At 71.2% G+C, this 15307-nt stretch carries 16 protein-coding genes; 9 read left to right on the top strand and 7 right to left on the bottom strand.

Going from position 1 to position 15307, the window contains the following annotated elements:
• Nucleotides 1-587 precede the first annotated feature (587 nt).
• Nucleotides 588-1808, top strand: coding sequence for a histidine kinase (locus tag J7E88_RS23790; protein WP_308307583.1), 1221 nt, complete (start codon nt 588-590; stop codon nt 1806-1808).
• The gene (locus tag J7E88_RS23785) at nt 1805-2461 is read left to right on the top strand and encodes a response regulator transcription factor (RefSeq protein WP_215184371.1); all 657 of its coding nucleotides are present in this window, start codon (nt 1805-1807) and stop codon (nt 2459-2461) included. Before J7E88_RS23790 ends, J7E88_RS23785 begins: the two co-directional genes overlap by 4 nt.
• 16 nt (nt 2462-2477) lie before the next feature.
• Here J7E88_RS23785 and J7E88_RS23780 read toward each other — a convergent pair whose 3' ends face one another.
• Both J7E88_RS23780 and J7E88_RS23775 read right to left on the bottom strand, forming a co-directional pair.
• Nucleotides 2478-3890, bottom strand: a complete 1413-nt coding sequence (locus J7E88_RS23780; protein ID WP_215184369.1) for an FAD-binding oxidoreductase — start codon at nt 3888-3890, stop codon at nt 2478-2480.
• Nucleotides 3891-4041: 151 nt separating this feature from the next.
• Complete coding sequence (locus J7E88_RS23775; protein ID WP_215184367.1) at nt 4042-5841, bottom strand: LuxR family transcriptional regulator; 1800 nt, start codon at nt 5839-5841, stop codon at nt 4042-4044.
• A 232-nt stretch (nt 5842-6073) separates the two neighbouring features.
• Between J7E88_RS23775 and J7E88_RS23770 the strand changes: the two genes are divergently transcribed.
• Nucleotides 6074-6913, top strand: coding sequence for a serine protease (locus tag J7E88_RS23770; protein ID WP_215184365.1), 840 nt, complete (start codon nt 6074-6076; stop codon nt 6911-6913).
• Between the two features lie 48 nt (nt 6914-6961).
• On the opposite strand, the gene J7E88_RS23765 is transcribed toward J7E88_RS23770, so the two are convergent.
• The 3 genes from J7E88_RS23765 to J7E88_RS23755 form a co-directional block, all read right to left on the bottom strand.
• The gene (locus J7E88_RS23765) at nt 6962-8329 is read right to left on the bottom strand and encodes an FAD-dependent oxidoreductase (RefSeq protein WP_215184363.1); all 1368 of its coding nucleotides are present in this window, start codon (nt 8327-8329) and stop codon (nt 6962-6964) included.
• 104 nt (nt 8330-8433) lie between these two features.
• Nucleotides 8434-8712 (bottom strand): DUF397 domain-containing protein, encoded by a 279-nt coding sequence (locus J7E88_RS23760; protein ID WP_215184362.1) that lies wholly within the window; start codon nt 8710-8712, stop codon nt 8434-8436.
• A complete protein-coding gene (locus J7E88_RS23755; RefSeq protein ID WP_215184711.1) occupies nt 8694-9527 on the bottom strand; it encodes a helix-turn-helix transcriptional regulator in 834 nt (277 codons plus the stop codon). Before J7E88_RS23755 ends, J7E88_RS23760 begins: the two co-directional genes overlap by 19 nt.
• A gap of 350 nt (nt 9528-9877) precedes the next feature.
• Here J7E88_RS23755 and J7E88_RS23750 point away from each other — a divergent pair, with 350 nt between their 5' ends.
• Complete coding sequence (locus tag J7E88_RS23750) at nt 9878-10093, top strand: hypothetical protein (RefSeq protein WP_215184360.1); 216 nt, start codon at nt 9878-9880, stop codon at nt 10091-10093.
• Nucleotides 10094-10100: 7 nt separating this feature from the next.
• Here the strand turns inward: J7E88_RS23750 and J7E88_RS23745 are convergent, their stop codons facing one another.
• Complete coding sequence (locus J7E88_RS23745; protein WP_215184358.1) at nt 10101-10613, bottom strand: DinB family protein; 513 nt, start codon at nt 10611-10613, stop codon at nt 10101-10103.
• Between the two features lie 67 nt (nt 10614-10680).
• The gene (locus J7E88_RS23740) at nt 10681-11973 is read right to left on the bottom strand and encodes a benzoate/H(+) symporter BenE family transporter (RefSeq protein ID WP_251023097.1); all 1293 of its coding nucleotides are present in this window, start codon (nt 11971-11973) and stop codon (nt 10681-10683) included.
• A gap of 170 nt (nt 11974-12143) precedes the next feature.
• Here J7E88_RS23740 and J7E88_RS23735 point away from each other — a divergent pair, with 170 nt between their 5' ends.
• From J7E88_RS23735 to J7E88_RS23715, 5 genes are all read left to right on the top strand, one after another.
• Nucleotides 12144-12413, top strand: coding sequence for a DUF1905 domain-containing protein (locus J7E88_RS23735; protein WP_215184356.1), 270 nt, complete (start codon nt 12144-12146; stop codon nt 12411-12413).
• Between the two features lie 45 nt (nt 12414-12458).
• The gene (gene recO / locus J7E88_RS23730; RefSeq protein ID WP_215184354.1) at nt 12459-13205 is read left to right on the top strand and encodes a DNA repair protein RecO; all 747 of its coding nucleotides are present in this window, start codon (nt 12459-12461) and stop codon (nt 13203-13205) included.
• 14 nt (nt 13206-13219) lie between these two features.
• The gene (locus tag J7E88_RS23725) at nt 13220-14065 is read left to right on the top strand and encodes an isoprenyl transferase (protein ID WP_215184352.1); all 846 of its coding nucleotides are present in this window, start codon (nt 13220-13222) and stop codon (nt 14063-14065) included.
• 34 nt (nt 14066-14099) lie between these two features.
• Complete coding sequence (locus tag J7E88_RS23720) at nt 14100-14621, top strand: YcxB family protein (protein ID WP_215184350.1); 522 nt, start codon at nt 14100-14102, stop codon at nt 14619-14621.
• Between the two features lie 80 nt (nt 14622-14701).
• Nucleotides 14702-15241: a YcxB family protein gene (locus tag J7E88_RS23715; protein ID WP_215184347.1), complete on the top strand. Its 540-nt coding sequence runs from the start codon at nt 14702-14704 to the stop codon at nt 15239-15241.
• The last annotated feature ends 66 nt before the right edge of the window (nt 15242-15307 follow it).

Below are 15307 nucleotides of genomic sequence, written 5' to 3'. Positions count from 1 at the left end.
CGCGGGCTTCGGGGAGCCTCGCCCCACGCCCCGTACCGCCCTTCGGGGCGGTGTCCTCGAACTTCCCTGGACTTCGTCCAGGGGGACCCCGGACGGGCTGATTTCGCGCAGCGAAATCCAGCACCGCTGGGGCCGGGCCGCCCACCCCCTGCGGCCCGGCGGCCGTAGGCGGGGTCCCCCTGCGCCGCCAGAGGAGTGCCCCCATCCCGACCCGGGGCTTCGCCTCACGCCTCGTACCGCCCTTCGGGGCGGTGTCCTCGAATTCCCCCTTGGCTTGGGCCAGGGAGACCCCGGACGGGCTGGAGTTGCTCGCGGGGCAACTTCCGGCCCCGCTGGGCACACTCCCCCTGGCCTCGCCGGTGGCCCACCCACGGCGGTCAGGCCGTAGGGGAGTGTCCTCGAACTCCCCCGGGCTTGGGCCAGGGAGACCCCGGGCGGGCTGTTTTCGCGCAGCGAAATCCAGCACCGCTGGGGCCGGGCCGCCGGCCTGTGGGGGAGATTGAGGTGCCGGGGCCCGGGGGAGGAGCCCCCGGTACGGGAAGGAGCGGGGTGTGGGGAAACGACAGCGACTGGCTCAGGATGGAACCGTGACCGCCCGACCCGCCCCCCGTCTCGGCGAGCGCCTGCTCACCGCCGTGAGCCGCGACCCCCTCACCGTGCCCCACCGCACCCGCAACGACGCCGTGTTCGCCGCCGTCGTCGGCGTGGCGGGACTCGTGCTCGCCCTGTTCGTCGACGACGGCCGGCGGCCCGACGCCCTCGGCTGGGCGCTGCTCGCCGGGACCGCCGTGCCCCTGGTGTGGCGCCGGGCGCGCCCCGGCCTCGTGCTCGTCGCCGTGCTGCTGTGCGTCGCGCCGTACCACGCGCTCGACAACGCCCACGCCGCCCCCGTACCGGCGTCGCTGCTCGCCCTGTACACATACGCCGCAACCGCGCGCCCCCTGCACACGCTGTTCGTCGGCGGCGGCGTCATCGGCATCGCCGTCACGGTGATGTTCGGCGTCGGCGCCCATGAGGGGCTGGAGACGCTGCGCACCTCCGGCTGGATCCTCGCCGTGCTGGTCTTCGGCGTCGACGTACGCGTCTACCGCCTCTACATCGCCTCTGTGGTGGGCCGTGCCGAACGGGCCGAGCGCACAAGGGAGGAGGAGGCAGCCCGGCGCGTGGCCGAGGAGCGGCTGCGCATCGCCCGCGATCTGCACGACCTGCTGGCTCACTCCATCACGCTCATCGGCGTCCAGACGTCCGTCGCCTCCCACGTCCTGTCCGTCGACCCGGACCGCCTCGACCGGGCCCAGATCGCCAAGGCGCTCGACGACATCGCCGACACCTGCCGCACCGCGCGCGGTGAGCTGCGCACCACCCTGGAGGTGCTGCGCGCCGACGGGCCGGACGGCGATGGGCCGCTGCCCGACCTGGCCGCGCTGCCGGGACTGGTACGGGCCGCGGGCGCGCGGCTGACGCTGGACGCCGGGGAGGGCGCGCTGCCGCCCGCGGTGGAGGCGGCGGCATACCGGATCGTGCAGGAGTCCCTGACCAACGCCGTGCGCCACGGCGGTGCGGACGCCCATGTCGAGGTCGCCCTCACCCGGCGCGGCGAGACGCTGCACGTCACGGTCACCGACGACGGCACGGCGTCGTCCGGCACCGCAGGAACACCCTCGGGTCCGTCCGGATTCGGCATCATCGGGATGCGTGAACGCGCCCGCAGCGTCGGAGGGACGCTGTCGGCCGGTCCGCGCACGGACGCGGCCGGCTTCGAGGTCGCCGCGATGTTGCCCCTGCAGCCCACGGAGGCCGCCGCATGATCCGCGTACTGCTCGCCGACGACCAGAACCTCGTACGCGCCGCGTTCGCGATGCTCGTCGAGTCCGCACGCGACATGGAGGTCGTGGGCCAGGCCGGGACGGGGGCCGAGGCCGTCGAACTGGCCCGGAGCGAAAGGGCGGACGTCGTCGTCATGGACGTCCGCATGCCCGAGCTCGACGGCATCGAGGCCACGCGCCTGATCGCCGCCGACGAGGACCTGGCGGGCGTGAAGGTGCTGGTGCTCACGACGTACGACACGGACGAGCACATCGTCGAGGCGCTGCGCGCGGGCGCGTCCGGGTTCCTGGTGAAGGACACCAAACCGGCCGACCTGCTGGCCGCGATCCGCACGGTCGCGGCGGGGGAGTCCCTGCTCTCCCCGGGCCCCACCGCACGGCTGATCGCCCGCGTCCTGAGCGCACCGCGGCTCCCGGAGGCGGGCGGCCCGGACGGTCTGACCGACCGTGAACGCCAGGTCCTGACGCTGGTCGCGCGCGGCCTGAACAACACGGAGATCGCGGAGACCCTGGGCCTGAGCCCGCTGACGGCCAAGACCCATGTGAGCCGCATCATGGGCAAGCTGGGCGCCCGCGACCGGGCCCAACTGGTCATCACTGCCTATGAGTCAGGCCTGGTGACACCGGGCGAGTAGCGCCTCGGGCGGGGACTCAGGGCGCGATGTTGTGGTTGATGCGGAACAGGTTCTCCGGGTCGTACCGGCGCTTGACCGCGCGCAACCGGTCGTAGTTCTGCCGGTAGTTGGCGCGCACGCGGTCCTGGTCGTCGGCGTCCATGAAGTTGATGTACCCGGCCTCCTCGGTGTGGGGGCGCAGTGCCGTGTCGTACGCGCGGGTCCAGGCGACGTTGTGCCCGGTGTCGGCCGGGTCGGTGTAACTGGCGCCGAAGGCGTGGGAGTAGGCCGCGTCCCGGTACGCGAAGGCGGTGTCCTCGGCCCCGACCCGGTGGCACGCGCCGTCGATCGGGAAGAGCACGGTGTCGCTCTCCATCGAGGGGATCGTCTCCCCGTACGTCATGTGGACGTCGATGGCGCCGTCGGTCAGTTCGCGGCTGAAGTTGCCCTTCCAGTAGTGGTAGAGGCCCGGCGGCAGGTCTGCGTCGAAGATCGTGTTGATCACGGGGTACGGCATCCGGTCGAGGAACTGGCCGATGACCGGGCCGAGTTCGCCGAGCCGGGCGCGGATCCTGTCGTCCTCGTCGGCGGGCCCGCTGAAGCAGGTCAGGACACCGCAGACCGGGCGGCCGTGCCAGCGCTCCGGCAGGAAGGGGGCCTGGGGTCCGAGAAGGACGGCGAAGATCGCGTTGAAGTCCTCGGGGGCGTCGGCGTTCATGTCCCGCCAGCGACGCGCCACGTCGCCGTCGAGCGGGTAGAAGGTGGGCCCGCCCAGGATGTCGCTCACGGGATGCAGGCGGTACGCGAAAGAGGTGACGACACCGAAGTTGCCGCCTCCGCCGCGCAGTGCCCAGAAGAGGTCGGGGTGGTGCTCGGCGTCGCAGGTGACGAGGGTGCCCTCCGCGGTCACGACATCGGCCGAGATGAGGTTGTCGCAGCTCAGGCCACAGCGGCGGGAGAGGTGCCCCATGCCGCCGCCGAGGGTGAGTCCGGCGATCCCGGTGGTGGAGACGACTCCGCCAGTGGTGGCGAGGCCGAAAGCGTGCGTGGCGTGATCGACGTCGCCCCAGGTACAGCCGCCCTCGGCGCGGGCGGTCCGGATGAGGGGGTCCACGCGGACCGAACGCATCCGGGACAGGTCGACGACCAGCCCGTCGTCGCAGGTGCCGTGTCCGGCGACGGCATGGCTGCCGCCGCGGACCGCGAGCGGCAGGGCGTGGTCGCGGGCGGTGTGCACGGCCGCGATCACGTCGCCGGCGTCGACGGCCCGGACGACGGCGGCCGGGCGGCGGTCGTGGATCGCGTTGTAGACGCGGCGGGCCTCGTCGTAGGCCGGATCGCCGGGCTCGATGACGTCGCCGCGCACGGTCTGGTGCAGCAGCTCCCGGGCCGGACCGGGCAGCAGGGCGGTGGGCGTGGAGGGGGCGGAGGGGGTGGTGAGCGCGGTCATGACGGCACCAGCTTTCGGGTCCGGCGAGGGCGTCTGGCTCTCACCAGTCCGTTCTAGGCCGGGGGCACCGCGGTGCGCATCGCCTGAACCGTCCACTCCGTCCGGGCGCGCGACATGGGCAGAACAGCCCATCCGTGCACAGGGAGCAGGCTCAGGCCAGGCCGTGGGAACAGGCGTAGGCGGTGGCGGCGGCGCGGGAGGTCACGCTCAACTTGGCGTAGATGTTGTTCAGGTGCCGGGCGACGGTGTGCTCGCTGATCACCAGCTCGCGGGCGATGTCCCGGTTCGTGCCGCCCGCCGCGACCAGCCGCAGCACCTCCGCCTCCCGCGGGGTCAGACCGTCGGGCAGCGCCCTGGCCCGTTCGTTCAGCAGCGCCGCCGCGCGCCGGGCGTCGGGGACCGCGCCGAGCTGCTCGAAGGCGGTCCGGGCGGCCCGCAGCTCCAGCCGCGCGGCCTCGGCGTCACCGGCGGCCCGGTACGCGGCGGCCAGCAGCATGCGGACCTGCGCCGTCTCGTACGGGATACGCATCTCCCGCCAGGCCGTCAGCGCGCAGCGCAGCGGGCGCAGGGCCGCGTCGGGATCACGGTCGCCGTCCTGGGCGAGCGCGAGCGCGCCGCGGGCGGTGTCGGCCATGGCGCCCAGCAGGGTCACGCCCGGGGTCCGGGGGCCGAGTCCGGCGAGCGTCTCCAGCTCCTCGACAGCCAGCTCGGCACGGTCCACGTCCCCGATGGCCAGGGCCACTTCCGTCTGTGCGGCGAGCAGCCGGGAGCGGCCCAGCAGGTCGGCGGGGGCGTCGTCGCGCTCCGCGAGGGCCAGGCGCAGGCCGGTCATGGCGGCGTCGGCCTTCCCCTGGGCCAGGCGCAGGAGGGCGAGGCCGGGCTGGGGGACGATGCCGAGTTCGTGGGCGGCGGCGTAGGAGGCCGCGGCGGCGTCGAGCCGGCCTCGGCGGCGCTCGATCTCCCCGGCCGCGTAGTGGGCTGCCGCGGCGGCTTCGAGGCAGTCGGGCCACACCTCCTGGCAGACCCGCTCGGCCTCGGACGTGGCGAGCGGCCATGCGCCGAGCAGGTCGAGCACCTGGACGCGGTGCACCCGGCACAGCCCCCGGAACGGATTGTCGACGGGGGCGGCGGCACTCGGGGCCCCGGCCGCGGCGAGAGGGGACGGCTCGGTGTGGCCGGAGGGCGGTGGGGTGTCGCCGGAGGGCGGCGTGACGGATCCGGAAGGGGGCGTGACGTGTTCCGACCAGGGCACCGAGCACCAGGCCATGGCAGCGCCCGTCCATTCGGCGGCCCGCGCGAAGTCCGCGGCCTCCATGCACCGGCTCAGCGCCAGGCAGTACAGCATGCCGGTGAACATCCCGCTCAGCTCGCCCGCCGTGACCGAGCACATCGCGTCGTCCAGCAGGGCGAGGCCCTCGTCCGTCCGGCCGTCGGCGAGCAGGACCGCCGCATGTGCCTGACGGCCGAGGGCGATGAGGTCCGGATCGCCCGAGTGCTGGGCGATGCGGCACATCCGGCGGGCGGCGGCGAGCGCGGCGTCGGTGTCACGGTTCCCCTGCGCCTCCTCCGCATCGGTCCAGGCGAGGAAGCACTGCTCGGGGCACTCCGGCTCGTTCTCCAGATGCCGCCGGGCCCGGTGGAGCCAGCCCGAGGCGGCTCCCGGACGCCCCAGGCTGCGGTATTCGAAGAAGAGCCACCACGCGGTGCAGCCCGCCCCTCGGTGGTCACCCCCGGCTTCGTATCCGGCGTGCGCGCGCAGCCGTGCGTCGACCGATTCGTCGACGTGCCCGGTCCACCATGCCGCGTCGGCGAGTGTGTCGAGGTCGGCGGGGGCGAGAGCGCCGGGAGCCTCCGAGTCGGCGGCACGCAGCAGGACGTACGCCTCGGCCCAGGAATCCCGGGCCGCCGCGTCTCGCGCCCGCTCGACCGAGGGGGCCGACTGGACGGCCATGGCCGCTCCCTTCCACCTCAAGGATAGGAGCGGCCCGTCCGGGCGGGAAACCCTCGCCCGCCCGGACGACGCGCCCTGCCCGCCCGCCCGGACGACGCGCCCTGCCTGGGCCCGGCACCCCCCGGTGGCCGAAAACAATGCCTTGTCGCACCAGAGCCGTGCCCCAACAATGCACATGACAACTCTGGCCGTCCCATCGGCCACTCACGTCGCATTCGAGGGGACCCCCCACATGAACAAGCCTCTCGCCGGCACGCTGCTCGCCCTCACCCTCCTCGGAGCGGGCGCCGCACCGGCAGTCGCCGCCGACACGGCCACCGAACCGGCCGTGCGCGCAAAGGCGGTGACCTTCGCGGGAACGGTCGCGCTCAGCAACTGTTCCGGCTCCGTCGTCAGGACCGCCGCGTCCCAGCCGAGCGACCCCGCGCTCGTGCTCTCCAACGGCCACTGCCTGGAGACGGGCTTTCCCCAGCCCGGCGAGGTGGTGATGGACCAGCCGTCCTCGCGCAGCTTCGGCCTGCTCGACTCCTCCGGATCTCGCGTCGCCACCCTGCGCGCCGACAAAATCGCGTACGCGACGATGACCGACACGGACGCCTCGCTCTACCAACTCACCAGCACCTACGGGCAGATCGAGACCCGCCACGGCATCAAGGCCCTGGAGCTGAACACCACCCGCCCGGCCGAGGGCACGGCCATCAAGGTCGTCTCGGGCTACTGGAAGCGGATCTACAGCTGCAGCATCGACGGCTTCGCCTACAGGCTCAAGGAGGGCGCCTGGACCTGGAAGGACTCGGTCCGCTACACCTCCAGCTGCAACACCATCGGTGGCACATCCGGTTCCCCGGTCATCGACAACGCCACCGGCAAGGTCGTCGCCGTCAACAACACGGGCAACGAGTCCGGTGGTCGGTGCACCGACAACAACCCGTGCGAAGTCGACGAGAGCGGCAACGTGACAGTGCGCGAGGGCATCAACTACGGGCAGCAGACGTACCCCCTGGCAGCCTGCATCGGCCCGGGCAGCAAGATCGACCTGAGCCGCGCGGGGTGCACCGTCCCCAAGCCGTGAACGCCGAGGGCCCGGCGGCTGCTGCCACCGGGCCCTCGTTCGCGGCGCCTACGCCCCGCTCGCCTTGAGCATGTCCTCGCGCTCGACGATCTTCACGCGCTCGCGGCCCTGCGGCTCGCCCAGGGCCTTCTCGGCCGCGTCCAGGCGGTACCAGCCGTCCCACGTCGTGAAGCGGATGTTCCGGTCCGCGAGGAAGGACTCCACCGCCTCCGGCTCCGGTGAAGCGGGCGTCTGCAGACGCCCGCCCGCGTAGTCCACCAGCAAATTGGCGACGGTCTCGTTCGCGTCGCCCTTCGTGTGGCCGATCAGCCCGACCGGGCCACGCCGGATCCAGCCGGTGACGTACGTCGAGTCCAGGTGCTCGCCGGACTCCTCGATCACGCGGCCGCCCTGGTCCGGGACCGTGCCCGACTCGATGTCCCAGGGCAGCTTCGGCAGCTCGTCGGAGAGGTAGCCCACGGCCCGGTAGACGGACTGGACGTCCCAGTCCTTGAACTCGCCCGTGCCCTTCACATTGCCCGTGCCGTCGAGCGCGGTGCGCTCGGTGCGCAGACCCACGACCTTGCCGTCCTCGCCGAGGATCTCGGTGGGCGACTCGAAGAAGTGCAGGAACAGTTTGTGCGGCCGGTCGCCGACGTCCCGGATCGCCCAGTTCTCCAGGGTCTTCGCGACCATGTCCGCCTGCTTGTTGCCCCGGCGGGTCTCGATGGAGCCCTCGTCGTAGTCGATGTCCTCGGGGTCGACGATGACCTCGATGTTGGGGGAGTGGTCCAGCTCGCGCAGCTCCATCGGGCTGAACTTCGCCTGCGCCGGGCCGCGACGCCCGAAGACGTGGATCTCCATGGCCTTGTTGGCCTTGAGGCCGTCGTAGACGTTCGGCGGGATCTCGGTCGGCAGCAGCTCGTCCGCCGTCTTCGCCAGGATGCGCGCCACGTCGAGCGCGACGTTGCCGACACCGAGCACGGCCACCTTCTCGGCCTCCAGCGACCAGGTGCGCGGCCAGTCCGGGTGGCCGTCGTACCAGGCCACGAAGTCCGCCGCGCCGTACGAGCCGTCGAGCTCGATCCCGGGTATGTCCAGCGCGCGGTCGGCCGTCGCGCCGGTGGAGAAGATCACCGCGTCGTAGAAGGTGCGCAGATCGTCGAGGCTGAGGTCGTTGCCGTAGTCGACGTTGCCGAAGAGACGGATCTGCGGCTTGTCGAGCACCTGGTGCAGGGCCGTGATGATGCCCTTGATCCGGGGGTGGTCGGGGGCGACGCCGTACCGGATCAGCCCGAAGGGCGCGGGCATCCGCTCGAAGAGATCGATGGAGACGCCGGGCTCGGCGGCGGCCACCTCGGACTTCAGCAACGCATCGGCGGCGTAGATCCCGGCGGGGCCGGCTCCGACGATGGCTACCCGCAGGGGGCGGGGCATGTTCAGGTTCCCTTCGAGCGGCGACAACTGGCTCGTCGGCCACCCTAAACAAAGGCAAGCCTAAGTTTGTACTCACCCCTGACCTATGACCTCATAAGCCGAGCTTATGCCTTCTCAAAGGTCTGCTTGATGAACGTACCCCAGGCGCCGGTGCCGATGATCAGTACGGGGCCGGTGGGGTTCTTGCTGTCCCGTACGGGCACGACGCCGGGGACGTCGTCCAGCACCTCGACGCAGTTGCCGCCGTTTGCATCGCTGTATGTGCTCTTGCGCCAGGCGGCCGCGCCCGCGAAGCCGTACGCGACTTCGACGCACTCGCCGCCGTTGGCGTCGCTGTAGCTGCTCTTGCGCCACTGGGCGTTGCTCAGGTCGTACTCGCGCATCGTCTGTAGTCCTCCGCCGCCGACTCGATCAAGGCCAGGGACGCCTCCGGCGACAGCGCGGCGGCCCTGAGCAGATCGTAGGCCGCCTGGGATCGCTTCACCACAGCCGGATCGTCCAGCAGATTCCCCGAATACACCGCTTCCGTATAGGCGGTTGGCGGAGCATCCTCGAACTCCATGAGGCGCAGCATCTTGCCCATCAGCGGGTACGCCCCCGTCGCGTACGGGAGGACCTGAACCAAGGCCTTCCGCTCGCGGACGAGCGTCGCGATGTGCTCCAGCGCCTCGGTCATGACGGCCGGCCCGCCGACGGGGATGCGAAGCACCGACTCGTGCAGGATCGTCCAGTAGACGGGCCGTGAAGCGCTGTTCAGGATGAGCGCACGGTCCAGGCGGGCGCGGATCCTCTCCTGGACGGACTCGTCCGAGGTGAACGGGTTGTCCGCGAGCATCATTGCCCGCATGTACGCCTCGGTCTGCATGAGCCCTGGCACCAGTGTGGGCGCGAAGTCGCAGATCTTCGTCGCCAGCGCCTCCAGCTCCGCCGCGGCAGCGAAGTACTCCGCATAGCGGGAGTCATTGATCAGCTTGCGACACATCCGCTCGAAAATACCGTCGGTTTGCAGTATCTCGTCGATCCGCTGTGCCACATCCAACTGCGGCTTCCTAATCGCCTGTTCGAACTGGCCGATGTATCCGCCCGAAACGAACACCCGACCGCCCAGTTCCTCCTGCGTGAGCTGGGCGACCTCTCTGCGCCGCTTGAGCTCCGCGCCGAAGAATTCCCACGCCGCCTGACGCGGAGCTTTGGCCATGGACCAACCCCCTTGTGCAGCTGGCCAGTTGTAGTGGGCACAGCCTTGTTCAGCGTACTCGCACAGCGTCACGATCTTCATGCGAAACGTGAACTCCGAGCAGAAAGGGAATCCATGCCGAGCAACGAAAAGGCCGGGCACGCGACCATGTGCATGAACGGTGCGGAGGAAGCAGTGAATGTATTGCGCGCAGCCCTGAAACGGTCCGGCATCACGCTGCCCTCCCTACGCGTTGAACCCGCCTCATACGCCCGGGACACGCCGTGCCCGCTCGTCGAATTGGGGCGCTGCTCGGTGGACACTGTCCGCCTGATCGCGGCAGCTCTGCCCAGGGAAGGGGGCCGTACGCCATGACCCTGCCCATCGGTACGTACGTCGTCGACACCCGCACCGGTCGGGTGGGCCGGCTCATGGGGCAGGCCGGTCCCTTCCTCTCGCTGAGACCCGTCGGCGGGGGCCGGGAGTGGGAGTGCGCCCCGGAGGAGGTGCGGCCCGCGACAGCGGCGGAGCGGATCAGCGCGACGACCGCGTACGTGAACGCGCGCAGCCGGGGCGAGCTGCCGTAGGCCGGGCTCAGTAGTAGCCGGTCTCGCCGTCCAGGAGTTCCCGGATGGTGTCCATGTGGCCCGCGTGCCGGGCGGTCTCCTCGACCATGTGGATCAGCATCCAGCGCAGCGAGGCCTTGGCGGAGGCGAAGTCCGGGTGGCGGCCGGCCTCGTCGAGGGAATGCGTGGCGATGATCTCGTCCGAGATCGCGCACTGTTTCTCGTACTCGTCGAGGAGCTGCGCGAGCGGAACGCCCTCGACGCGCATGTCGGCGTCCCATGGGTCTTTGGAGAACTGGGGCCCGTCGGCGGGGCGGCCGAGGAACAGCACCTCGAACCAGGTCTGTTCGGTCCACCGCAGATGGGAGACGATGCCCGCCATGGTCATCAGGGGCGAGGAGGGCAGGACCGCGCGGTGGGCGTCCTCCTCGGTGAGACCCTCGCACTTGTAGTGGACGATCGCGCGCTGCATTGCGTACCAGCCGAGCAGCTGCGTCCGCTCGTCCGCGGAGAAGGGTGGCCGTATGCGGGGAGGTGTCATGGCCGCGGACGCTATCGCAGCGGCCGCGCGGAGGCACCACCTTTTCGGCCGGGCCCAAGCGGGCCGATCAGCTCGGCGCGCGTACGCCGCGCCGGGACAGGACGACATGGGCGACGACGCCGGACAGCAGGCCCCAGAAGGCTGATCCGATGCCGAAGAGGGTGAGGCCGGAGGCGGTGGCGAGGAACGTGATCAGTGCCGCCTCCCGGTCCCGGGGCTCCTGCATCGCCCCGGTGAGCCCGCCGGCCAGCGCACCGAGGAGGGCGACGCCGGCCACGGCCGCCACGAGTTCCTTGGGCAGGCCCGCGAACAGGACCACCAGTGTCGAGCCGAACGCCCCGACGATGAGGTAGAACGCCCCGCAGGAGACACCGGCGACGTAGCGGCGGCGCGGATCGCGGTGGGCTTCCGGGCCGGTGCAGATGGCGGCCGTGATCGCCGCCAGATTGACGGCGTGGGAGCCGAAGGGGGCGAGCGCCGTGGACACGAGCCCGGTGGAACCGATCAGCAGGCGGTCGTCCGGCCGGTACCCGGACGCGGAGAGCACCGCCATGCCGGGGGCGTTCTGTGAGGCGAGCGTCGCAAGGATCAGCGGGACGGCGATGCCGATCAGGGAGGCGAGGGAGAAGTCCGGGGCCGTGAAAACCGGGCGGACCAGTTCGATCCGGTCCAGTCGGATGTCGATACGGGAGCTCGCCGCTGCGGCGGCGACGCCCGCGGCGAGGGTGACCAGTACGGCGTACCGCGCCAGCCACCGCTTCGCGAGCAGATAGCCGACCAGGACCGCTCCGGCGATCCACGGGCCGGTCCCCAGTGACGCGAACACCCCGGTGCCGAACGAGAAGAGGATGCCCGCGAGCATCGCGCTCACGACGGGGCCGGGGATCAGCCGCATCAGCCGGCCGAACACACCCGTCAGGCCGACCAGCGTGATGACCACGCCGGTGACGAGGAACGCGCCCACGGCCTCCTCGTACGGGTAGGCGCCCAGGCTGGTGACCAGCAGGGCGGCTCCCGGGGTCGACCATGCGGTGATCACGGGCATCCGCGTGCGCAGGCTCAGCGCGATGCAGGTCAGACCGCTGCCGATGGAGATGGCCCACAGCCATGAGGAGGTCTGGCCGGCCGACAGATGTCCCGCCGACGCGGCCGCGAGCACGATGACCAGCGGACCCGAGTACGACACGACGACGGCGACCAGTCCGGCCAGCACCGCGGACAGGGAAGCGTCGCGCAGCAGCCCGGGCGGCTCGGGCTCCCCGGCGGTGGCAGGGGAGCGGGGCTCGTCGGTCGCCGGAGCGCCGGTGGACGTGCCGGTGGATACGTCGGCGGATGTGTCGGCGGATATGTCGCGTCTCAACGGTCCTCCGGCCAGGGCGTGGGCCTGCTCGTGTGGGGGAGATGGGTCCGCCCCGGATTCTCCAGGGCGCCAAGCGGGCGCACGCAGTGTTTCAGGATGCGAGAAACGAAGGAAACGGGCACGGCCGGCACGGCCCGATGAGTTCCGGCGCCGGGGGCCGTCCCTCCTGCATGGACAGGGAATTCAGCGCGACGCTGCAGAAGAGCTCCGCCGAGGGCGGGTGGACGTATCTGGTGTGGCCCGAGTCCGTCGAGTTCTTCGGCACCCGCGGCCTGGTCAAGGTGCGCGGCACTATCGACGGGCATCCGTTCCGGAGCTCCTTCATGGCGCTCGGTGACGGCCGGCACATGCTCCCGGTCAAGGCGGACATCCGCAAGGCGATCCACAAGGAGGCCGGCGACACCGTGATCGTGCGGCTCACCGAGCGGATCCAGGATTGACGAACCCGGGGCGGGCAGCCGTCCGCCGTGCGGGAGAATGGCTCCATGAGCCTGTTCCGTGACGACGGCGTCGTCCTGCGCACCCAGAAGCTGGGTGAGGCGGACCGCATCATCACGCTGCTCACTCGCGGTCACGGACGGGTGCGCGCTGTAGCGCGGGGCGTGCGGCGCACCAAGTCGAAGTTCGGGGCCAGGCTGGAGCCCTTCTCGCACGTCGATGTGCAGTTCTTCGCCCGGGGCAGCGAGCTCGTGGGCCGCGGACTGCCGCTGTGCACCCAGTCCGAGACCATCGCGCCCTACGGCGGCGCGATCGTCACCGACTACGCCCGCTACACCGCCGGCACCGCGATGCTGGAGACCGCCGAGCGGTTCACCGACCACGAGGGCGAGCCCTCGGTCCAGCAGTACCTCCTGCTCGTCGGCGCCCTGCGGACCCTCGCCCGGGGCGAGCACGCGCCGGGGCTCGTGCTCGACGCCTTCCTCCTGCGCTCCCTCGCCGTCAACGGCTATGCGCCCAGCTTCGACGACTGCGCCCGCTGCGGGCTGGCCGGCCCCAACCGTTTTTTCTCCGTCGCCGCGGGCGGCGCCATATGCGGCGACTGCCGGGTGCCGGGCAGCGTCGTACCCTCGGCGGAGGCCATCGGCCTGCTCAGCGCGCTTCTCACCGGCGACTGGGCCACGGCGGACGCGGCCGAGGCGCGTCACGTCAGGGAGGGCAGCGGACTGGTGTCCGCCTATCTGCACTGGCACCTGGAGCGCGGCCTGCGCTCGCTCAGATACGTAGAGAAATAGGAGATGTGAGCCGCATGGCACGACGCGGATTCCTGGGCCGGTCCCGCCGCGAGTACAAGGTCCCCGAGCCGCACCCCTCCGGTGCCCGCCCGCCCAAGATCCCGGGCGAGCTCGTGCCGAACCACGTGGCCTGCGTCATGGACGGCAACGGCCGCTGGGCCAAGGAGCGCGGCCTGCCGCGTACCGAGGGGCACAAGGTCGGCGAGGGCGTCGTCCTCGACGTGCTCAAAGGCTGCCTGGAGATGGGCGTCAAGAACCTCTCCCTCTACGCCTTCTCCACGGAGAACTGGAAGCGTTCGCCCGACGAGGTCCGCTTCCTGATGAACTTCAACCGCGACGTCATCCGCCGCCGCCGCGACGAGATGGACGAACTGGGCATCCGTATCCGCTGGGTGGGCCGCATGCCCAAGATGTGGAAGTCGGTGGTCCAGGAGCTCCAGATCGCCCAGGAGCAGACCGTCGACAACGACGCGATGACGCTGTACTTCTGCGTCAACTACGGCGGCCGAGCGGAGATCGCGGACGCGGCGCAGGCCATCGCACGGGACGTGGCGGCCGGAAAGCTCGACCCGGCCAAGGTCAACGAGAAGACGTTCCAGAAGTACCTGTACTACCCGGACATGCCGGACGTCGACCTCTTCCTGCGGCCCAGCGGAGAGCAGCGCACCTCCAACTACCTGATCTGGCAGAGCAGTTACGCCGAGATGGTCTTCCAGGACGTGCTGTGGCCCGACTTCGACCGCCGTGACCTGTGGCGTGCCTGCCTGGAGTACGCCCAGCGCGACCGGCGCTTCGGCGGCGCGATCCCGAACGAGGAGCTGGAGGCGATGCGCGGGCGGCCCGAGGGGACGGCCGGCTGACGGTCCGTTCCGCAAGGCCGCTAGGGTCCCGCCCATGGATCACCAGGGGCGGGACACCGATCGGACGACGGACGCGATCGAGCTGGTCTACAAGCCGGCGCGCGCCGACATTCTGAGCGCGGTCCGCGTGCGCGAGAGCTACCGGCGGCTGACGTGGGTGCGGTGGGTCGCGGCCGCCCTGCTCCTGGCCTGGGGGATCCTGCCGATGTTCGCTCCCGCCTCGCGCGGGCCGGCCGTGGTGCCCATGCTGCTCGGCGCCTTCGTGTGGGCGATCCCGCACCTGTACGCCTCGCAGGCGCTGCGCATCGTCCAGTGGCAGGGCGACTACCGCACGACGGTGACCGAGGACGGCGTCACGGCGGTGAACGACCACTGCGCGCTCACCCAGCGCTGGACCCTCTTCCGCGGCCACCGCGAGACCGCCGACAGCTTCGTCCTGCTCAGCCGCGACCGAGGCGTGATGTGGGTGGAGGTCCTGCCCAAGCGCGGCCTGCGTGATCCGGAGGACGCCGACCGGCTCCGCGCGACGCTCGGCCGACACCTGCCGCAGCTGTGAGCAACCGCCTCACCCCACGTGAGCATTGAGCGCATCCGCCGATACGATCACGGCTCGGCAATTCGGGTACGGGAGAGCTTGTGGCAGAGGTGCAGCAGCAGGACGGACAGACGGTGACGCTCGTCTACGAGCCCACAACCGCCGACATGAAGGGCGCCCTCGACGCCCGTGCGCGCAGTACACCCTCCGGTCGCCGCACCCGCCGCCTGCTGCTCTTCACCGGCGTGGTGGGCCTGTGCCTCGTCGCGCTGACCGTCGTCAGCGGCGACATCGACACCACCCGGCTCGTCGCGGGCGTCGCGACCACCTTCTTCGCCTTCGGCAGCCTGTATCTGCTGCCCCGGGCACAGGCCCGTCAGCTCCAGCAACTGGCCGTTCGGCAGGGTGAGTTCCGTGCCACGGTCGACGCCAAGGGCATACGGCTGACCACGCGCGACAGCGAGGCCACCAGCCGCTGGGACCTGTACCCGCGCTATGCCGAGACCGACGAGTTGTTCGTCCTGCTCACCGCAGACAAGCACGGCGTCGGCGTGATGCTCCTCCCCAAGCGCGGCGTCCCCGCCCCGGACGACGTCGACCGCCTGCGCGACCTCCTCGACCGGCACGTCCAGCGGATGTGACGGCCCCCGCCGGCCCGTCGGCGTGCCTACGGCCTCGTGGACGCCGAATCGCTTCGGCCCCGCACC

The sequence above is a fragment of the Streptomyces sp. ISL-10 genome, from assembly GCF_018614575.1.
Lineage (GTDB): Bacteria > Actinomycetota > Actinomycetes > Streptomycetales > Streptomycetaceae > Streptomyces.
Note: the sequence above shows the minus strand (reverse complement) of the source record. Positions and strands in the feature narration are given on the sequence as shown.